General features: G+C 63.2%; 17 protein-coding genes. 10 read left to right on the forward strand and 7 right to left on the reverse strand.

All coding sequences use genetic code 11. The annotated features are described in order from the left end of the window. Window positions 1-51: 51 nt before the first annotated feature. The gene (locus C2R25_RS17915) at window positions 52-1,629 is read left to right on the forward strand and encodes an AMP-binding protein (RefSeq protein ID WP_103730472.1); all 1,578 of its coding nucleotides are present in this window, start codon (window positions 52-54) and stop codon (window positions 1,627-1,629) included. Between the two features lie 54 nt (window positions 1,630-1,683). Beyond that, window positions 1,684-2,781 carry an alpha/beta hydrolase gene (locus C2R25_RS17920; protein ID WP_233204121.1) on the forward strand — a complete coding sequence of 366 codons (1,098 nt, stop codon included), beginning with the start codon at window positions 1,684-1,686 and terminating at the stop codon, window positions 2,779-2,781. Window positions 2,782-2,834: 53 nt separating this feature from the next. Here C2R25_RS17920 and C2R25_RS17925 read toward each other — a convergent pair whose 3' ends face one another. Then, complete coding sequence (locus C2R25_RS17925) at window positions 2,835-3,884, reverse strand: AraC family transcriptional regulator (RefSeq protein WP_103730505.1); 1,050 nt, start codon at window positions 3,882-3,884, stop codon at window positions 2,835-2,837. Between the two features lie 206 nt (window positions 3,885-4,090). Here C2R25_RS17925 and C2R25_RS17930 point away from each other — a divergent pair, with 206 nt between their 5' ends. The 3 genes from C2R25_RS17930 to C2R25_RS17940 all read left to right on the forward strand — a co-directional run bounded on the left by C2R25_RS17930 (window position 4,091) and on the right by C2R25_RS17940 (window position 6,707). Then, complete coding sequence (locus C2R25_RS17930; RefSeq protein WP_103730473.1) at window positions 4,091-5,062, forward strand: enoyl-CoA hydratase/isomerase family protein; 972 nt, start codon at window positions 4,091-4,093, stop codon at window positions 5,060-5,062. Between the two features lie 179 nt (window positions 5,063-5,241). Further along, on the forward strand, window positions 5,242-6,276 hold the full coding sequence (locus C2R25_RS17935; protein ID WP_103730474.1) for an AraC family transcriptional regulator: 1,035 nt from the start codon (window positions 5,242-5,244) through the stop codon (window positions 6,274-6,276). Between the two features lie 98 nt (window positions 6,277-6,374). Further along, on the forward strand, window positions 6,375-6,707 hold the full coding sequence (locus tag C2R25_RS17940) for a DUF4286 family protein (protein WP_103730475.1): 333 nt from the start codon (window positions 6,375-6,377) through the stop codon (window positions 6,705-6,707). Between the two features lie 3 nt (window positions 6,708-6,710). On the opposite strand, the gene C2R25_RS17945 is transcribed toward C2R25_RS17940, so the two are convergent. Together C2R25_RS17945 and C2R25_RS17950 are read right to left on the reverse strand one after the other, a co-directional pair. After that, complete coding sequence (locus tag C2R25_RS17945; protein WP_103730476.1) at window positions 6,711-7,325, reverse strand: flavodoxin family protein; 615 nt, start codon at window positions 7,323-7,325, stop codon at window positions 6,711-6,713. Window positions 7,326-7,398: 73 nt separating this feature from the next. Then, window positions 7,399-8,208, reverse strand: a complete 810-nt coding sequence (locus C2R25_RS17950; RefSeq protein WP_103730477.1) for an enoyl-CoA hydratase/isomerase family protein — start codon at window positions 8,206-8,208, stop codon at window positions 7,399-7,401. Between the two features lie 183 nt (window positions 8,209-8,391). Between C2R25_RS17950 and C2R25_RS17955 the strand changes: the two genes are divergently transcribed. The 3 genes from C2R25_RS17955 to C2R25_RS17965 all read left to right on the forward strand — a co-directional run bounded on the left by C2R25_RS17955 (window position 8,392) and on the right by C2R25_RS17965 (window position 12,333). Further along, the gene (locus C2R25_RS17955; protein ID WP_103730478.1) at window positions 8,392-10,086 is read left to right on the forward strand and encodes an FAD-binding protein; all 1,695 of its coding nucleotides are present in this window, start codon (window positions 8,392-8,394) and stop codon (window positions 10,084-10,086) included. A 229-nt stretch (window positions 10,087-10,315) separates the two neighbouring features. After that, a complete protein-coding gene (locus C2R25_RS17960; protein ID WP_103730479.1) occupies window positions 10,316-11,314 on the forward strand; it encodes a thiamine pyrophosphate-dependent dehydrogenase E1 component subunit alpha in 999 nt (332 codons plus the stop codon). After that, entirely contained in the window at window positions 11,311-12,333 is a 1,023-nt protein-coding gene (locus C2R25_RS17965; protein WP_103730480.1) for an alpha-ketoacid dehydrogenase subunit beta, read from the forward strand. Before C2R25_RS17960 ends, C2R25_RS17965 begins: the two co-directional genes overlap by 4 nt. 106 nt (window positions 12,334-12,439) lie before the next feature. Here the strand turns inward: C2R25_RS17965 and C2R25_RS17970 are convergent, their stop codons facing one another. The 4 genes from C2R25_RS17970 to C2R25_RS17985 all read right to left on the reverse strand — a co-directional run bounded on the left by C2R25_RS17970 (window position 12,440) and on the right by C2R25_RS17985 (window position 16,039). Continuing rightward, a complete protein-coding gene (locus C2R25_RS17970; protein ID WP_103730506.1) occupies window positions 12,440-13,375 on the reverse strand; it encodes a cation diffusion facilitator family transporter in 936 nt (311 codons plus the stop codon). A 74-nt stretch (window positions 13,376-13,449) separates the two neighbouring features. Continuing rightward, window positions 13,450-14,460 carry an acyl-CoA dehydrogenase family protein gene (locus tag C2R25_RS17975; protein WP_103730481.1) on the reverse strand — a complete coding sequence of 337 codons (1,011 nt, stop codon included), beginning with the start codon at window positions 14,458-14,460 and terminating at the stop codon, window positions 13,450-13,452. A 14-nt stretch (window positions 14,461-14,474) separates the two neighbouring features. Further along, on the reverse strand, window positions 14,475-15,656 hold the full coding sequence (locus C2R25_RS17980) for an acyl-CoA dehydrogenase family protein (protein WP_103730482.1): 1,182 nt from the start codon (window positions 15,654-15,656) through the stop codon (window positions 14,475-14,477). 68 nt (window positions 15,657-15,724) lie between these two features. Then, window positions 15,725-16,039 (reverse strand): Rieske 2Fe-2S domain-containing protein, encoded by a 315-nt coding sequence (locus C2R25_RS17985; RefSeq protein WP_103730483.1) that lies wholly within the window; start codon window positions 16,037-16,039, stop codon window positions 15,725-15,727. 183 nt (window positions 16,040-16,222) lie between these two features. Between C2R25_RS17985 and C2R25_RS17990 the strand changes: the two genes are divergently transcribed. Together C2R25_RS17990 and C2R25_RS17995 are read left to right on the forward strand one after the other, a co-directional pair. Continuing rightward, complete coding sequence (locus C2R25_RS17990; RefSeq protein WP_304465950.1) at window positions 16,223-17,971, forward strand: FAD-dependent oxidoreductase; 1,749 nt, start codon at window positions 16,223-16,225, stop codon at window positions 17,969-17,971. Between the two features lie 49 nt (window positions 17,972-18,020). Next, a complete protein-coding gene (locus C2R25_RS17995) occupies window positions 18,021-18,794 on the forward strand; it encodes an SDR family NAD(P)-dependent oxidoreductase (protein WP_103730484.1) in 774 nt (257 codons plus the stop codon). The last annotated feature ends 78 nt before the right edge of the window (window positions 18,795-18,872 follow it).

An 18,872-nucleotide genomic window follows, 5' to 3' on the forward strand; every position in this document is an offset into this window, starting at 1 on the left:
CTCTTGACGGGCGACGGCGATAACGCCGCGCCCCTTCAGGGAGACAGGACGATGCCCGGCCACCACCCGTCCCATCATGCGCGCGCCACTCCCGAGGCGCTTGCTCTGATCGTTGCCGACACGGGAGAGGCGCTGACATACCGCGAGTTGGATGAACGATCCAACAGGGTGGCGCAGCTCCTGCGCTCCCTTGGCCTGAGGCCGGGCGACAGGATAGGCGTGATGCTTCGCAACTCGCCGGATTTCTCGTGCATCTACTGGGGTGCAACGCGGTGCGGCTGCTTCGTCACCCTGCTGTCCACTCATCTCAAGCCCCTGGAAGCTGCCTACATCGTGCGGGACGCGCAGGTGAGGGCGTTGTTCCTGTCCGGTTCGATCGGGGACACTCCGCGCATCCTGGCGGCTGATCGGCGCACACTCGTTCCCGAAGTCGACCATGTCTTTGCTGCGGGCGATGAGGACGGCGAGAACCTCGAAGGCGCTGCATCGCTGGGCTCTGCGCTGCAGGCGATGCCGGCTCGCCCTGTGGAGGGCGAGATATCCGGCTTCCACATGATCTACTCAAGCGGCACCACCGGCCGTCCGAAAGGCATCGTGCTGCCTTTCACGCCGGGTCCGATCGACGAGTTCAACGCCCTTGAAGGCGCCTTGCCGATCTACCGTGAACTGAGGCCTCTGGTCTCGCTCAATGCAGGGCCCTTGTACCACGGAGCGCCTCTGTCCGGTATGGTGACCGCTCAGCGGCTGGGGGGCTTGTTCGTGACGCAGCGCAAGTTCGATGCGGAAGGCGTGCTTGCGGCAATCGAACGACACAAGGTGACCGTCGCGCAGTTCGTGCCCACCATGTTTGTTCGCCTCCTGGCTCTTCCCGATGACATACGCAGTCGGTACGCGATCTCCACCCTGCGCATGGCCATTCATGCTGCAGCGCCTTGCCCCGTGGAGATCAAGCGCCGGATGATCGAGTGGTGGGGGCCGATCCTGTTCGAGTACTATGGCAGCACCGAAGGCGTGGGAGCCACGGCCATCACATCGCGCGAGTGGCTCGAGCGGCCTGGCTCGGTGGGCAGGTCCTCGCTCGGTCCGATCCACATCTGCGACGAGGAAGGCCGCGAACTTCCGACAGGTCAGGAGGGCATTGTCTACTTCGAAGCGCCACCGGGGCGCGGAGTCACCTATCTGAACGATCGTGACAAGACGAGGCGAGCCGCTCATCCGCAGCATCAGGCATGGTTCGCTGTGGGGGATATCGGGCGAGTTGACGCAGACGGCTATCTTTACCTCACCGACCGCAAGGACTTCATGATCATCTCCGGCGGGGTGAACATCTATCCGCAGGCGGTCGAGGACTGCCTGATCGTGCATCCGCACGTCCTCGACGTCGCCGTCATAGGCGTGGCCGATCCCGAGTTCGGCGAGAAAGTAAAGGCCGTTATCCAGCTCAAGCCGGATGTTCGGCCGGGACTGGATATCGAAGCGTCCCTGCGCACATGGTGCCGCGAGCGCATTTCGCCGGTGACCGCTCCGCGTGACTACGAGTTCGTCAGCGAATTGCCACGGTTACCCTCGGGGAAGCTCGCGAAACACGAACTGCGCAAACTCTACGGAAACGCTGTCGCTGTCATGTGATTGCCAAACGGGGCGGTTGGCTGCACAAGTTCGGAAAGTAAGGGGAGGATGTCCATGAGACAGATCGCAAGTACAGCTCTTGCACGGTCGCTGTTCGCAATGGGAGCGGCAACGCTCGCGTTGACAGCCGCAGTCGTGAGGGCGGAGGCACCGGCTCCCGAACCCGCCTCGGCGACCGCCAGGGCCACACAGGCAGAACCCTATGTCCGGCCTGACGTGAAGGCATTCCTGAAGGCTTACAACGCAAGGCCCCAGCCAGCCCTGACGCGGGAAATGCTGATGCAGATACACAAGATGCCGCCCTCCGCGATTGCCGGAATGGCACAGCAGGATCTCCCTGTCGGGGACATCACCACGAAGGATGTGACCATGCCGGGGCCAGCGGGGCCGATGGCGCTGCGCATGTTCGATCCCCGCGGGGAGCGCGAACCGGGGCCTGTGATCGTATTCTATCACGGCGGCGGCTATGTGCTGGGCAGCATCGATACCCACGCGGGACTTGCGGCCGAAATCGCGCGCCAGCTCGACCTGCCGGTTGTTTCGGTGGAATATCGTCTCGCGCCCGAAAACCCTTGGCCTGCAGCACCGGACGATGGTGAGGCCGCTGCCCGGTGGATCGCGGCGAACGGCGCGGCATTCGGAAGGCAGTTCAACGGCCTGATCCTCAGCGGCGACAGCGCGGGCGGGAATTTGACGCTCGTCACGGCCGCCGCGCTGCGGGACAAGCCCGCCGCTCTTCCGGTGGTTATGCAGATACCCATCTATCCGGCAACGGATTTCGCCAAGACGTACCCTTCTGCGACGACCTTCGCATCGGGCTACCTGCTGGATGACGCCAGCATGACAAACTTCCGGAAGCACTACGCCGCGGATCCCGAAAGCTTGCGCGCGTCTCCCCTTCGCGGAAACCTTGCGGGCCTGCCCCCGACCGTGCTGGTAACGGCCGGGCTCGATCCGCTACGCGACCAGGGCAGGGCCTACGCGGCCAAGCTCGTCGACGCCGGCGTGTCCACCGCGTATTATGAGGGGCACGGGCTGATTCACGGCTTCGCCAGCTTCCGCAAGGTGATCCCCTCGGCACAGGCTGACACCCTGGCATTCCTGCGCGTGGCAAAAGCCATGCTGGATGAGCAAGCGGCCTTGCCGAAGTGACAAGGGTGGTAGCCCGGCGTCACACCGCGCCGTTCTAACGCTGTGCTGAGCGTTCAGGCACTGGCGCGGAACTGCTGCGGGGTGAGGCCGGTCCACCGCTTGAACGCCCGTCCGAAGCTGGTCTGCTCCCCGTAGCCCAGCCGGTCGGCGATTTCATCGAGCGACAGGCGCTTTTCGGCAAGGTGGCTTTTCGCCAGACTTTCCCGCTGGCTCTCGACCAGTTCGGAGAACTTCGCCCCTTCGGCGGCAAGCCGCGACTGGAGGGTGCGTACTGACATTCCCGTTTTCTCGGCACAGCGCTCGATCGAACAGGATCCCGTAGCAAGCGCCCCGCGAATGTAGCTGCATACCCTCTCCATGATCGAAGGGCTGTGCGCGGATTTGACCCGTTGCAGATAGGAGCCCAGCAGGCGGTACAGCAGGCGGTTGGCGCTTGGCACCGGCTGTTCGAGCGCCTGAACCGGAAAGGCTATCGCGTTGCGGTTGGCGCGTCTGTGAATGCGGCAGCCAAGTGTCTTCTCGATCTCGGGAAGATCGGTGGCGCGCGGATCGGCTGACAGGCTCACCCAGCTCGGCTTGAACGCCGGACCTCCCATCGACTGCAGCAACTTGGCGTTGAGCAGGGCGGCTTGATAGTTGGCCTGCTCGTTGACCCCGATATCGGTGTTTACTAGCCACGTCAGTTCAGCCGTCTCGCGCCCTTCTATGAGGACCACCTCGCAGTCCGGTGCGTGGACGACGGGAAGGAAGTCGATCAGGCACCGAATGCCGGCACGCACCGTCGGGGCCGAGCGGCATAGGGCGGTGACGCAGCCGAAGACTTCGGGGTCCTGTGTGGCGGCGATGTGGAGGCCGAACAGCGGATCGTCGAACAGGACGCTGCAGTACTCGAGCGTGTCGGCCAGTTGCTGTGGGGCGATGAGGCTTTCGGGATCGGTGAGTACCCGCGCCTCCATCCCATGGCGTTCGACGATCCCACGCGCGTCCCGACCCCGGCTGCGGACAAAGCCTGCAAGTCCCGAGAAGTTGGCAGCCCGCACCTGCCCACCCGCGGGCGCTACGTCGAGTGGTCCATCCAGGCTGAAGAAGCTGTCCTGACCCATGGTCCTCCCCTTGATCATTCGGGCGAATCTGCCGGCGCGCTGTCCGCCTCACGCTTGGTCGCGCCTGCACGGCAGCACCGCGCGCGTTCAATATCGAGGGCGTCGCGCGTAATGCCAATACCCCCCGGCTTGCCTGTGGCAGCAGGAGACAAAGCACAGCGCTGCCAATCGCGACGGCGCAGACCATGAGCGGGGGAGGATTATTCATGACGACAATCGGCGATCACAAGAAGGCGGCGGAAGACCACATTCGCTACGAAAAGGACCCGAAGACAAAGATCGCCACGATCACCTTCAGCCGTCTGGACAAACACAACACCGCGACCATCGGCATGCGGGCGCGCTTCGGAGAGCTGGTGTTCGGCGCCAACATCGACGACGACGTCAAAGTGCTGGTCATTCGCGGCGAAGGCGACAATCTGGGCAGCGGTGGAGACCTGGACGAGCACGGCGATCTTTACCTCAACCCGAAGCCCGGTGACGGTTTCCTCGTGGACATGGAAATCGAAGATGCGGCCGTGAAGTATCCGCCGCCGGGTTCCTTTCGCTATCTTCACGGCCTCACGGACTTCTACGCAAAGGCCCGATCAGGCAACCGGCCGCTTCAGGAATTCAAGAAGATCTCGATCGTGGAAGCGAAGGGCTATTGCTACGGCTGGCATTTCTACCAGTGCGCCGATGCGGACCTGATCGTCTCGTCAGACGACGCGCTGTTCGGGCATCCCTCGTTCCGCTACGCCGGCTGGGGTCCACGCATGTGGCAGTGGCTCGAGATGGTGGGGTTGCGCCGCTTCTCGGAGATGCTGTTTACCGGGCGCCCCTTTACGGCTGACGAGATGCTGAACTGCAACTTCGTAAACTCGGTGGTGCCGCGGGACAAGCTTGAGGCCGAAACAGCCAAGTACGCGCACGCGTGCTCGATCACCCGGCCGACCGATGTTGTGGTCGCTCAGAAAACCTTCATCGAGGCGTACAAGCAGTACCGTGGCGAATACATGGGCAGCCTTCTCACGGGATGGCTGGAGGGCATGCTGCCGTTGATGAAGGACGATGGCGCCGACGACGTCAATCTCGGCAAGGAGGGAACCTTCCGGCAGGGGATCGGCAAGGTCGTCAAGAATCACGACCTGAACTATCCTCCCGAGTGGCGCCTGTCGAAAAAGGGCCGGGAAGGATAACGCCCGGGCGATGGCATCTACAACGCGCGCAATGCGGATCGATTTGCGCGCAATGTAGGGTAGCTTCGTGAACGGTTGCTACGAAGTAGTCCGATAGGACCGACAAGAGTCGGCCAAGTCAGGTTCGGGGATCACGCCGTTAAGGAAAGCGTCTTGATTTCCGCAAATGGGAGAGAACCATGGCAGAGACTCTGTTCGCTCTAGACAAGCGCAACTATCGCGATTGCCAGGCGGTGTTCCGGGGCAAGCGGGATCAGGAGTATTACCTCGGTGACTTCTGGATCGAAGATGGATCGTCCATTGACGTCCGCTCCGAGCGCAAAGGCGTTGGGGCGATCTCCATCATACGCCAGCGGTCCGCAGCGAAGCTGTTCTTCCGCCGTACGCGCCAGCACATCCGCGAAGACGCGACGGACCTTTCTGTCCTCTGGTTCGTGAAGCGTGGCGAACTCGCCTTCTCCAACCAGTGCGGCAACAAGGTGGCCGGGCCGGGTGACTTCATCATCACCCGCTCCATGTCCCCGTTCTTCATGGAGTGCCGGCCAGGCGCGGACGGCACGCATGAAGTGCTGCATGTGACAGTACCCACTCACATTCTGCGCGGCTTCGTGTGCCAGGACTTCAGCACCGGCCTGTTCATGGCGATGGAACGTGCCGAACTGGCGCTTGCCGAGAACCTGTTGACGGAAGTGTTCTCCGACAATGGCAGCATCGGGGACACGTCCTCGCGCCTTCTGGTCGAAACAGCGTTCGGCCTGATCGGCAACGCGATCCGCGAAACAGAGGAGATGCAGCCTGTCCGGCGGTCGATCGCTGATCGACGACTGGAGGAGGTGCTTCGCTTCATCGAGATTCACCTCTCCGATCCCCAACTCTCGACCGCGATGGTGGCGAAAGGTTGCGGAATCAGCCCACGCTACCTCTCGTTTCTTCTGCGGCTGCGGGAAACGTCCTTTTCCGAACTCGTCTGGGAGCAGCGCTTGGCGAAGGCGAAGGCATGGCTTTCCAGTTCCGATCCCCGCGATATCTCCATCAGCGAGATCGCGTATGGTGTCGGCTTCAAGAGCCCAGCGCATTTCAGTCGTATGTTCAAGCGGGTTTTCGGTGCCAACCCCCGAGAGTATCGGGGCGACGCAGGAGCCGAGGAGCAGATGCACCTGACCGCGCCCGAACCTTACCTCGATTACGTGGGGAGCAGCAGCCTCCTGCAATGAGGACGGCCGGGCGATGCTTTGGCGCCCAGAGATAGTGCTCACTTGCATCGGCCAGAATGACGGCCAATCCTTTCGCCCGGCAAATGACGGAGAGATGCATGAAGATGAAACTCGTGGCGCTGACTCGCCCCAATCCCGGCCGCGAGGCGGAATATCACGAATGGTACGATACGAAGCACCTTCCGGAACTGGTGAACAAGTTCGGGATGGCAGGCGCTCAGCGTTACAAGCTAGCCGCGCGCCTCATGGGCAACGACACCAACGAGTACCTCGCCATCTATGACATCGAGGCCGAAGACCCGATGGCACTGCTTGGGGCGATCGGTGCGGCCTCGCAGGCGGGGGAACTCACGCAGAGCGACGCACAGGATTTCGGCACGTGCTACACGGCACTGTTCACCGAGCACGGCGAACGCGTGGTTCCTGCCTGAGGATCACGCCTGCGGCGGATAAGGTGCGCCTGCCAACAGACTGGCAAGGTGCGCCGCATTCGCCGCCACCTTCCTGGCCGTATCGGCGACCTTCTCGGGTGTCGTGTCGAGATCCTTGAAGTCGGTGGATCCCATCGCCTCCCCGACCCAGTAGCACGCGGCGACGGCCGGTATCGTCCAGCCGACGTCATTGAGAGCCTGGAATAATTGGGCGGAGGAGAAGTGCGCTCCGTCCTCGTTCCCCACGATGGCGGCGACGGCGACTTTGCCAAAGCTGGGCATGTGGCCTTCGTCGTCCGTCTCCGACAGGAATGCGTCCATCCGCTCCAGCACGCGCTTGGCTATGCTGCCGATCTGGCCCATCCAGATTGGTCCGCCAAAGATCAGAATGTCATGTTCAAGGATTTTGCGCCGAAGGTCCGGCCAGGCGTCGCCGGCCCCTTCGTCGGATGACACGCCGGGCTTGATGTCCAGAGAGGCCACTCTGACGGTGTCGCTGACCTCCACGCCGCGTTTCACGAACGCGTCACGCAGCACCTCGATCATTGCGTCCGTCGAGGATACTTCGGCGGTATCCGCCTTGAGGGTGCAGTTAAGCGGCAGCGCCTTGAGCGGCATGAACGGGTCTCCGGGAGTGGGGGTACTCGCCTCAAACCCGTGGGCACGGATTAAGTTGCTGGCAGGCTGCTCCTCATCGACCGATGAACCTGGGCTTGCGCTTTTCCTTCAGTGCCTGGATGCCCTCCCGGTGGTCGGCCGTACGGACGGACACGCTTTCATAAGCGATTCCTGCGTCCATCACCGCTGTCGCCAGACGCTTCAGTTCCAGATTGGTCAGGATCTTGGTGGCCCGGATCGCCACCATCGCTCCCTCCAGAAGCCTGCTGCAGAAAGCATCGACCCTCGCATCCAGTTCAGCCGCGGGCACGCACTCGTTGATCAGGCCGATCTCCGCCGCCTTTGCCGCGGTAAGCAGTTCGCCCGTCAGCAGGTATTGCTTGGCCCGGGTGAGGCCGATGCGCTGGGCCCAGATCACAGCGCCGCCGTCTCCGGCCACAAGCCCGAGGCCGACGTGCGGATCCCCGATCTTTGCCCCTTCCGCCGCGAAGATCACATCGCATAGCAGCGCCAGGGTAGCCCCCAGGCCTACGGCATGGCCGTTCATGCGGCAGACGACCGGCTTGTCGATGTCAAGCAAAGTGGTCACGATCCGCTTCGCCACCCGCGTCTCGTGATCGAACAGGTGCGGGTTCCTGGCGTTGTGCTCGATATGGTCGAGGTCCCCCCCGGCAGAGAAGGCGCGACCCGCGCCGGTAAGCACGATGACATCTGATCCGGTGTCCACCTGGGCGAACCACATGGCCTCGGCAAGATCGTCGTGAAGCTGGAGATTGACCGCGTTCAGCGCTTCGGCCCGGTTCAGCGTGATGCGCAGCAGCCGCCCTTCACGTTCCATGCCGATGGTCTGCAGATCGAGCAGGGCAGGCGCGGCGTCAGTCATCGTGTCTCTCCTCTTGCATGTGTCTTAGGAGGTGCGGCGCGCTCGGGCACTTGAAACCTTCGTCAGGGCACAACCCTTCGCTCCGGCGAAACCTGCGCGGCGCGCGTTGCCAAATGGGAGGAAGTCCGATCTACCTTGCCGGGCGCACGCGCGACAGCGCGGCTGGTGGGAGAGGGAAGGCCGATGACACAGCTGTTCGACGAGACATTCGACTGGGTAGTCGTGGGCAGCGGAGCCGGCTCGATGGCATCCGCCCTGCTCATGAAGCAGGCCGGCAAGTCAGTCGTTATTCTGGAAAAGGCGGAATGGGTCGGTGGCACGACCTGCAAATCCGGCGGTGTAATGTGGATACCGGGCAACCGGTTCATGGATGCCGGCGAAGACAGTCTGGAGCAGGCTTGCCGCTATCTGGATGCCGTCGTGCCGGATGGTCCGGATTCGCCTGGCACCAGTCCGCAGCGCCGCCGCGCCTATGCGGTGGAGGCTCCCAGGATGCTGGACTTCATCATCGCCCAGGGTGTCCGGATGGAGCGTGGCTCACGGTTCTGGCCTGACTACTATGATGAGCTTCCCGGTGGGGTGAAGACCAGCCGCACCGTCACCGCAGTACCGTTCGACAAGAACGAACTGGGCAAGGAGTGGGCTGCAAAGCTGCGCAAGGGTTTCCTCGAGGTGCCGGCGCGTCTCGATGACGGCATGAAGCTGCCATTCATGAAACATTCCTGGGAGATCAAGAAGACCTTCGTCAAAATCGCGCTCAAGCTCGTCGCCGGCAAGCTGACGGGGAAACACTGGGTCACGGCTGGCGCGGCGCTCCAGGGGCGGATGCTCCAGGCCGTGCTGCAGAAGGAAGCCGCCGACATCCGCGTGAATTCACCGGTCAGCGAAGTCGTCATGGATGATGGCCGTGCTGCGGGGGTGGTTACAGTAAGAGACGGGCGGCCCTGGCGTATCGGTGCCCGGCTGGGCATACTGATGAACGCGGGCGGCTTTTCCATGAATCAGGCAATGCGCGACAGGTACATGCCGGGCACGCAGTCGAAGTGGTCGAACGGGATTGAAACCGACACCGGCGACATGCACCGGGAGCTTGAACGCCAAGGCGCCAGGCTTGCCCAGATGGACCAGATGGTCGGTTTCCAGATGACCGAGGCTCCGGGCTGGGACACCGACTACGTGAAGCCGGGCACGCAGAGCACGACCGCCAAGCCTCACGCCATCCAGGTCGACCAGTCGGGCGTGCGGTACATGAACGAGGGCGGATCTTACGAAGAGTTCTGCGAGACCATGCTCGTGCGCAACCACACGGTGCCGGCGATCCCGAGTTGGGCGATCCTCGACCAGCAGTACATGGACAAGTACGCCGTTGCCGGAAAAGGCATGGCGAAGAAGAACATGGACAAATGGTTGGCGTCAGGATGGATGCGCCGGGCCGACGATGTCCGGGCGCTCGCGGAACAGATCGGCGTGCCGGCGGATGCGCTCGAGGGGACAGTCTCCCGTTGGAATGGCTTCGTCCGGGGCGGGAGGGATGAGGATTTTCAGCGCGGCGAGCGTGCTTATGACAACTTTCTGGGAGATCCGTTCTTCACTGAAGGGCCGAACAAGTCGATGGGCACGATCGAGAAGGGTCCGTTCTACGCGTTTCCGGTCTACCCAGGGGACGTCGGCACATATGGCGGCGTGGTCTGCGACTGCGACTCGCGTGTGCTGCGCGAAGACGGCTCCGTGATCGAGGGACTATACGCCTGCGGCGTCACGACGGCTTCCCCGATGGGCCGCGTGTATCCGGGTGCCGGGGCGAGCGTCGGGCCATCCATGACCTTCGGCTGGATCGCCGCGAAACATGCCGCAGGTCTGGGAAACCAGATGCTGTAGATCGCGGAGACTGCCGTGTGCCGGTGCATAGGGCACGCCGGTGTGAGTGTCTGAAGCGTTTCGGGACGCGGCGTGACGTGAAGAGATGAAGTCAAGCCGCCGCAGTGATCGGGCGGAAGCAACCGGACGGGCGATACCGCAGGGGCGGTCCGACTTGTCCTTGCCAGCGGCCCTTCGCTTGAACCAATGTTTCGCCAGCCCAGCACCGACAGTCGCTCGGAGAGGAACCATGAGCCAGACCTTAGAAAACAGGGCCAAGCCCGACGCCGCCACCCAGCTCGACATCTACCGGCGGATGATCCGCATCGAACGCAACGATGACTTCACCCGGCAGCAGATCCGCCGCGGCCGTATTACGGCGCCGTACTACTCCGCACGCGGGCAGGAGTGCATTCCTTCCGCCATTTCCGTGCTTCTGAACGACGACGACAAGATCTGCACGATCTACCGCGGCATCCATGACATGGTCGCCAAAGACATGCCGCTGCGTCCTCTCTGGGCGGAGATTTGCGGCCGCGTAGACGGCACGTGCAAGGGCAAGGGCGGCCCCATGCACCTCACTCATCCGGAAACGGGCGTGATGGTCACCACAGGCATCGTCGGCTCATCGATGCCGATCGCGAATGGTTTCGGCTGGGCTTCGCTTCTGGACGGTACCAAGCAAGTCACGGTCGCCTACTTCGGCGATGGCGCCAGCAACATCGGCGCGTTCCACGAAGCGCTGAACCTCGCCTCCGTGTGGAAGCTGCCGGTGATCTTCGTCTGCCAGAACAACGGCTTCGCGGAACACACGCGCTATGAAAACGGTACGGCCGTCGATCTGATCTCGAAGCGGGCGATCGGGTACGGGATGCCGGGGTACACGGTCGACGGTAACGACCCGCTCGACGTCTACGCTCATGCTCACGCAGCCATCGAACGGGCACGTGCGGGTGAGGGGCCTACCCTGCTGGAGTGCAAGACCTTCCGCTTCATGGGGCACGTCTTTGGCGACAACGACGCCTACATGTCGAAGGAGGAGAAGGCTGCGGCGATGGACGCGGATCCCCTCCCGCGTTTTCGCCAGAAGCTTATCGACGATGGCATCGCTACCGCCGAGCAGCTTGATGAACTGACCACCAGAATCGAAGCCGAGGTCACTGACGCCATCGAGTTCGCCATGGCCTGTGAATACCCGTCCGACGACGAACTGCGTCGGGACGTCTTCGCCGAGGAGATACCGGCATGAGCACTGAAACGCTTGAAGCTCCCGTCGTCGAGACGGTGAAGATGAATGGCCTGCAGGCCATCAACGCCGCGCTGATGGAGGCCATGGAGGCCGATCCCAAGGTGCTGGTGCTGGGTGAAGACATCGCCGACAACGAAGGCGGCGGCGTGGTGGGCGTCACTCGCGGGCTTTCAACCAGGTTTGGGACCATGCGGGTTCGCTCGACGCCGATTTCCGAGCAGGCGATCATGGGCGCCGCGATCGGCGCCGCCATGGCCGGCTACAAGCCTGTAGCCGAAATCATGCTGATGAACTTCACGACCGTTGCCATGGACATGATCGTGAACCATGCCGCGAAGCTTCGCTTCATGTCCGGTGGCCAGAGCCAGGTGCCACTGGTCATCCGTACCCTCACCGGTGCGGGCAACCAGACTGCCGGGCAGCACGCGGACTTCTACGAGGCATGGTTTGCCCATACTGCCGGTATCAAGGTCGTGATCCCATGGACGCCGGCCGACATGAAGGGGCTTTACCTTTCGGCCATCCAGGATCCCGATCCGGTCATCATCGTCGAAAGCGGCAAGACGCTGTTCGTGCCGATGGACGTGCCGGTCGATCAGGGTGCCATCCCGCTCGGCAAGGCAAACGTTGTGGTGCCGGGAACGGACCTGACGATCGTATCGTATGGTCAGATGATGTTTACCGTCATGCAGGCGGTAGAGGAACTGACTGCGGCCGGCGTGTCCGTCGAAGTGGTCGACCTGCGGACCATCTCGCCCTGGGACAAACAGGCTGTCCTGGCCTCGGCAGAGAAGACCGGGCGCCTGCTGGTGGTCCACGAAGCGGGTCGCAACTTCGGCCCCGGTGCGGAAATTGCCGCCACCGTGCAGGAGGAGCTCTTTGGCAAGCTGAAGGCGCCCGTCGGCCGCCTGGGCGCGCCTTACTGCGCCGTGCCTTTCGCGAAGAAGCTGGAAGACGCCTATCTGGTCCAGCCGCCCGAGATTGTGGCGGAAGTGAAGCGCCTGCTCGCCATCGGGTAAAAGCCCAAGGCCACAGTTCCTGCGGGCCTTGTTCATGACATGTGGCATTCCAGGCGCGGTCTGGGGTGCCGCATTGTCACTGTTGTGTGCTGCCGCGCCAGCGCAGTCAGCCGACGACGGCCTGCTCCCGCTTCTCGGGACGAATGTAGATCGATGAGATTTTGGGTGAGAGCGCTTTCATGCGCGCCTCCAGATCCTCGATCACGGTTTCGGCCTCGCCCATCGAAAGCTCGTCGACGAAATCGGCGCTAATGGCGACGAAGACGGAATTCGGCGCGGTATGAACCGTGCGGACATGATTGACGGCGGTGATGCAGGCGGTGTCATCCATCAGTGCCCGCAGACTGGCGATGAGCGCCGGGTCAGCCGCCTCGCCGATCAGAAGGCCTTTCGATTCACGTGCAAGGAGTACCGCGACTGCGGCCAGGATCAGACCGATCACGACGGAGGCCGCCCCGTCAAGGCGGGCGTCCGCGAAGTACCCGCTGGCCCAGATGCCGGCGGCAGCAATCACAAGGCCGAGCAATGCGGCGCTGTCTTCGAAAAGGACGATGAAGCCGGCAGGATCCTTGGAACGATGTATCGCCTGCCACCAGCCCTGACCGTCGAGTCGGCCGCTGAACTCCTTGACGGCGATGGCCCATGAAGCGCCTTCCATCAGGAAGGCCGCTCCTAACACGATGTAGCTGAGCGTCGGGTCGTCGATAGGATGAGGATCCTGGATGTGGACGATGCCTTCGTAAACGGAGATCCCCGCACCGCCCGCAAAGATCAGGATCGCAACGACAAAGGCCCAGAAATACAGCTCTCGTCCATAGCCGAAAGGGTGGGCAGCGTCAGGTGCACGCTTGCCGCGCTTCTGTCCGTACAGAAGAAGCACCTGGTTGCCACTGTCCACAAGGGAGTGAACCCCCTCGGTCGCCATTGCGGACGAGCCGCTTATTCCCGCCGCCGCGAACTTGGCAATCGCTATGCCTAAGTTAGCCGCGAATGCGCCATAGAGGACGATGTTCTCACGGATGTGTCCCAGAGTCTTGGCCATGATGCCCACAACGTTTCGACCCGCTTTTGTGTTGCGGGCCAACATCGTCGCTCAGCCAACTCAGGTCTGGTGGCTTAGCGCAAAGCCAGAGCCTCGCGTCCGACCCTCTCGTTCCAGAGGTCCGGCGATCCGCAGAGTTGCAGATTGAGCATGGCGCGTTTCATGAAGCGGTGGATGGGATGTTCCTCCGTCAGCCCAATGCCGCCGTGCAGCTGGATCGCCTCCTCTGTGACAAACGCGAAGACTTCTGCAGCGAGCGTCTTCGCCGCGGCACACGCGGTGACGGGGGCTTGCGCGTCGCGCACCCCGCTCCACAGCAGGGCCTCAGCCACGGCCACTTGGGTTTTCATGTCAGCGGCGCGGTGCTTCAAGGCCTGGAACATGGCGATCGGCCGATCGAACTGTCGGCGCATCTTCATGTACTCGACCGTCAGATCAAGGGCCGCGTTCGCCGCTCCCAAACAGTCCGCCGCCAAGGCGAGATGCGCTTCGCAGGCAAGGGTGTCGTGGAGGGCCGACGCGCTCGCCGCATCGGTGAGCATCAGCGCAGGATCGGCTTCGTAGCCGTCAAGCACAACATCGAAAAGGCGCCGGCTGGCATCCCAGATCGGCCGTTCATGCACCGTCACGCCGGCCGCATTCACAGGCACCAGGGCGTAGCCGCCCGGCAGCTTCGCCACCACGGCAGCCGCCATGTCGGCATCGAAGACGCCGCCGATCGTGCCCGAAAGCGTACCGTCGCCAGCGGCTTCCAGAGCTGCGGGAAGGAGGTGCAAGGGAGCGTACGCGCCCCCTGCCAGCCGCTCGACCCACTCGGAGCGACCCGCCATGCTGCTCGCCAGCACAGCCTGAAGGCCCAGTTGCGCGGGGATCAGAGGGGTGGTGGCCAGTACGCGGCCCATCTCGAAGTGGATCGCCGTTGAAGCCTCTCGCCCGAGGCCGAGGCCACCCGCGTTCTCGGGCAGGCGCACGATCAGCCAGCCCATTTCCGTTACGAGCCGCCAGCTGTCGTCGCGTCCGGGGGAGAGCGCTTCAGCCGGGAAGGCCTTCTGGGCGGCGTCGGTGAGTTCGTTCAGTTCGATCATGCCAGAGTACGTCCTTATGCCACCCAGGCTTTGGGTTCGCGGGGCATGTCGAGCATGCGTTCGGCGATGATGTTGCGCTGCACTTCCTCGCTGCCGCCGGCGATCGTCCACGCATAGGAGTTCATGAAATCCGCCATCCAGTTGCCGGTGTTGAGGTCACCGAAGGTGATCGGCGCGATGTACTGCTCCTCGACCCCGCCAAGGCGCAGGCCAAGCTTGGAATAGGCCCTCAGCGCACGGCTGTAGCTGTTCTTGACGATGGAGGCGTCGCCGACACGCTCGATACCGTTGATACGGTTGTCGAGGAACTGGTCGGCTATGGCGCAAACGGCGTCCACCTGCGTCACGAGATGCCCGAAGTCGCGAAGTACGCCTCGGTCTTCCTCATGCTCATGGTCGCGGATCAGCTCCGCCACACGGCTCAAGGCGCCCCGCATGCGGTAGGAAAGCTCCATCAGTGTCAGCCCGCGTTCCGAGGCGAGGGTGGCCTGCGCAACGGCCCACCCTTTGCCTTCTTCGCCCACGCGCTCCGAAACCGGTATCTCCACATTATCGAGGAAGATTTCGGCAAACTCCTCGTCGCCCTGGATCTGGTGGATCGGACGGACAGTGACGCCGGACGCCTGCATGTCCATGAGCAGGTACGTGATGCCGGCCTGCTTGGGGCCGTCGGAGGAGGTCCGGACCAGGAGCAGGCACTTGTCCGCGACTTGGGCCATGGTGGACCAGACCTTCTGGCCATTGACGACGTAGACGTCCCCCTTGCGTTCCGCGCGCGTCTTTATCGCCGCAAGATCCGAGCCGGCCCCCGGCTCCGAGAAACCCTGGCACCAGGTCTCACCTTCAAGGATGCGCGGGAGATAGCGCTCCTGCTGTTCAGTACTCGCGCACTCGTGAAGGGTCGCGAAGGCGTGATAGGTGGAGACGAATGACAGCAGCAGGCGCGGGCAATCCGCTTTCGCCAGTTCCTCGTAGATCACCTTCTGTTCGGCAAGGCTCCGGCCGCCCCCGGGAAATGCGGCCGGCCAATGCGGTATTGCGTAACCGGCCTTTACCAGCTTGCCGAACCAATCCCGCTGGGTACGGACAAAGTCCTCCTGGGTGCGGCTGGTATCGCGCCACTCGGCAGGTGCCTCGGCGGCGAGGAAGGCGCGCACTTCACTGCGCAGCGCGTCGAGATCGGGCTTGTCAGTCATGCACACCTCCAAGCATGCCGACCGAACACTCGTCCAGAACCCGCGGTACGCGCAGGCGATATCGCGGCTTAGACCGCCACCTCGATGACGTCGTCCGTCACCCGAACCTCATAAGTGTCGATAGGCATCGTAGCGGGCGGATTGATGGGATTGCCCGTCTCCAGGTCAAAGCGGGCTCCGTGGACCGGGCAGGATATCCAGCCGGCCCGCACACGGCCGCACTCAAGCGTTTCGTACGCGTGGCTGCACAAGTTGCGTATCGCGAAGATGCGATCCTTCGCGCCGACGAGGATCACGCTGATCCCGTTCACTTCGACCACCTTCTTGGTTCCCTGGGGAACCTCTTCGAGCCTTGCCACCGCGGCGAATGCTTTGTCGGTCATGGTACCGCGTTCATCCTCCCATTTCTTTCATGCCTGCGTCGCCGGCCGGAGCCGCGCAAGCGCTTCGCCTCTGCCAGAGCAGGGCCAAGCAACCCGCAGTACCCCGGCGGTCATTTCCAGCGCAAGCCGCGAGCGCGATAACCCGACGAAAGATCTGCATCATCGGTCGGGGAGAGACAGCGCGTGACCATTGCCGAGAGCTTCGACGTCGTGGTGGTGGGATCCGGGGCTGCTGGCGCCATGGCAGCGCTGCGAAGCGCCGATCACGGGCTGAAGGTGCTGATCGTGGAACAGGCGCAGAAGTTTGGCGGCACATCCGCCACATCGGGCGGCGTCATGTGGATCCCCAATCATGGCCTCGACGGCAATGGCGATGACACGCGGGACAGCGCGCTGCAGTACCTGGACGCGACGATCGGCGTTCCGGTGAACCGGCATCGCCTGGAAGCCTACGTGGACGAAGCGCCCAGGATGCTGGCGTACCTGAGATCGACCGGCGTGTCGTTCCTGTCGGCGGCATGGCCGGATTACTTTCCAGATCGGCCCGGTGCGCGTGCCGATCGTTCGGTGGTCGTCCCCACCTTCGACGGCCGGCGGCTGGGCGACCGGCGCTACGCCCTGATGCGCGAGCAGTACAACCGCTTCAAGCTCTTCGGACGGTACGCCATGGACCTGACGGAGACATTCGCCCTGATGATGCAATCGAAGGGCTGGCGCACGGTGGCCGGCAGGATGATCGGTCGGTACTGGCTGGACCGGCAAACCCGCAGGATTTCGCACCGGGATCGCCGCTTCACGCAAGGGGCGGCGCTGATGGGTGCGACGTATGAACAGGTCTTCGCACGCGGGGTCGAACTCCGGTTGGAAACGAAGCTTGAGCGCTTGCTGGTGAACGACCAGGGAGAGGTGACCGGGCTGGAAGTCTCCAATTTCGGCCGAAGGTACAGCCTCGAAGCGCGCCATGGGGTAGTGTTGGCTGCAGGCGGGTTCGAGTGGAACCAGGAACTGCGTGATCGCTTCTATCCCGTGCCCGGGCTGACCCGGCACTCCTCCACCCCGGAAGACGGAAACTGCGGAGAGGCGCTGATCGCCGCTGAGAAGCTCGGTGCGAGCACCGAGCATACGGAGCAGGGCTGGTGGATCCCGACCATGACGCTCCCGATGAAGGGTGCTTCGAACTTCCATGAGATACATCAGGCCGCTTTCGACGTCGGCAGACCGTGGAGTGTCGTCGTCAACCGCCGGGGCGTCCGGTTCGTGGACGAGGCCTGCGGCTATGACCAGTTCGGGCAGGCGATGGTGCGCGATCATCTCGAAACCGGCGCCATCATGCCGTGCTGGCTGATCTTCGATGCGAAGTTCCGCCGCAAGTTCAGCGCAGGCGGCCTGATGCCGACCGTGCATACGCCTGAAAAGAAGGTCCCGGCCGATTGGTGGGATCACTATATCTTCAAGGCAGACACAATCGAGGACCTTGCGCGAAAGATAAGCCTGCCGGTCGGCGCCGTGGCACGGACCGTCGCCAACATGAACGCCTACGCGGCGTCCGGCGTCGACCCCGAATTCGGACGGGGGATGAACGCCTATGACCGGATGTTCGGCGATCCGGCCTCAACGCCGAACCCGAACCTGGGACCGATCGATACAGCCCCGTTCTACGCCGTGCCCATCAACAACGGCGATCTCGGCACCAAGGGGGGGCTTCGCTGCGATGCGCAGGCGCGGGTGCTGGATGGAGCCGGCAATGCGATCCCCGGCCTCTATGCAGCGGGCAACAATGCCGCCTCTCCTTTCGGCGACACCTATCCCGGCGCCGGCGCCACGATCGGGCCGGCGATGACCTTTGGTTATGTGGCCGCCAATGCTATCGCCGAACGGGTATCCAGTCAGCGGACGGCGCCTCACACAGCGTGCGCGGAAGCCGCGATCTGACAGGACAAGGGACGCCATCCCGTCCCGGGATGACGGGGAGGGTTGAGACATGAAGGGTAAAGTAGCGGTCGTCACCGGAGCGGCCGGCGGCATCGGAGAAGCGATCGTGCGCGCGCTCGGGGCACGCGGCGTGAAGGTGATGGGCACCGGGCGCAATGCCGCGAAGCTGGCCACCCTCAAGGCGGCACTGGATGGAACGGCCGCCTTCGATTTCATCGCGGCGGATGCCATCGCGGACGAAGCGCCGGACCGTATCGTGGAAGCCGCTATAGACCGGTTCGGACGGCTGGATGTGCTCGTCAACAACGCAGGATCCTTCAACTTCGGTCCCGTAGACCAGACCACGGATGGGATGCTCGACGAGGTTCTCGGCATCTCACTGCGCGCGCCGTTTCGTCTGTGCCGCGCCGCGTTGCCGAAGATGGAGGCGGGGAGCTCGATCCTCTTTATCGGATCCACTTGGGGCATCTACGGAACACCGGGTGGCGGCGCCTACTCCATGGTGAAGGCGGGTCAGATCGGCCTCATGCAGACGATTGCTGCGGAATATGGGGCAAGGGGAATACGGTCGAATTACATCGCGCCGACAGTCGTGCGCACGGAAATGACCGACGCGTCCTGGGAACTCGACGTCTTTCGACGTAGCAACCATGAGCTGACCCCGCTGCAACGGGATTGCACCGCTGCCGACATCGGCAACATGGTTGCCTTCCTCGCCTCCGAGGAAGCGGGTTTCGTGACCGGACAGACGATTGCAGTGGACGGCGGCATTTCCACCACGCGTTACGTGGCACCCGCTGCCCTCAACGCTTTGCGCCAGTAGGGCCAGCGGCAATCGCACCCGCGATTGCGTCCCGGTGCCTGTTGTGGCGCCACCCCTCCTGCGCCTAACCAAGCGCTG

Source organism: Novosphingobium sp. HII-3 (assembly GCF_002916655.1).
GTDB classification, from domain to species: domain Bacteria; phylum Pseudomonadota; class Alphaproteobacteria; order Sphingomonadales; family Sphingomonadaceae; genus Novosphingobium; species Novosphingobium panipatense.

Bases quoted from the DNA above. Each gene is read 5' to 3' on its own strand.
- C2R25_RS17945 (WP_103730476.1), bottom strand. From the start codon at position 7,325: ATGCCGCTCAAGGCGCTGCCGCTTAACTGCACCCTCAAGGCGGATACC.
- C2R25_RS17975 (WP_103730481.1), bottom strand. From the start codon at position 14,460: ATGATCGAACTGAACGAACTCACCGACGCCGCCCAGAAGGCCTTCCCG.
- C2R25_RS17915 (WP_103730472.1), top strand. From the start codon at position 52: ATGCCCGGCCACCACCCGTCCCATCATGCGCGCGCCACTCCCGAGGCG.
- C2R25_RS17965 (WP_103730480.1), top strand. From the start codon at position 11,311: ATGAGCACTGAAACGCTTGAAGCTCCCGTCGTCGAGACGGTGAAGATG.
- C2R25_RS17920 (WP_233204121.1), top strand. From the start codon at position 1,684: ATGAGACAGATCGCAAGTACAGCTCTTGCACGGTCGCTGTTCGCAATG.
- C2R25_RS17960 (WP_103730479.1), top strand. From the start codon at position 10,316: ATGAGCCAGACCTTAGAAAACAGGGCCAAGCCCGACGCCGCCACCCAG.
- C2R25_RS17940 (WP_103730475.1), top strand. From the start codon at position 6,375: ATGAAGATGAAACTCGTGGCGCTGACTCGCCCCAATCCCGGCCGCGAG.
- C2R25_RS17935 (WP_103730474.1), top strand. From the start codon at position 5,242: ATGGCAGAGACTCTGTTCGCTCTAGACAAGCGCAACTATCGCGATTGC.
- C2R25_RS17970 (WP_103730506.1), bottom strand. From the start codon at position 13,375: ATGGCCAAGACTCTGGGACACATCCGTGAGAACATCGTCCTCTATGGC.
- C2R25_RS17985 (WP_103730483.1), bottom strand. From the start codon at position 16,039: ATGACCGACAAAGCATTCGCCGCGGTGGCAAGGCTCGAAGAGGTTCCC.
- C2R25_RS17955 (WP_103730478.1), top strand. From the start codon at position 8,392: ATGACACAGCTGTTCGACGAGACATTCGACTGGGTAGTCGTGGGCAGC.
- C2R25_RS17980 (WP_103730482.1), bottom strand. From the start codon at position 15,656: ATGACTGACAAGCCCGATCTCGACGCGCTGCGCAGTGAAGTGCGCGCC.
- C2R25_RS17925 (WP_103730505.1), bottom strand. From the start codon at position 3,884: ATGGGTCAGGACAGCTTCTTCAGCCTGGATGGACCACTCGACGTAGCG.
- C2R25_RS17995 (WP_103730484.1), top strand. From the start codon at position 18,021: ATGAAGGGTAAAGTAGCGGTCGTCACCGGAGCGGCCGGCGGCATCGGA.
- C2R25_RS17950 (WP_103730477.1), bottom strand. From the start codon at position 8,208: ATGACTGACGCCGCGCCTGCCCTGCTCGATCTGCAGACCATCGGCATG.
- C2R25_RS17930 (WP_103730473.1), top strand. From the start codon at position 4,091: ATGACGACAATCGGCGATCACAAGAAGGCGGCGGAAGACCACATTCGC.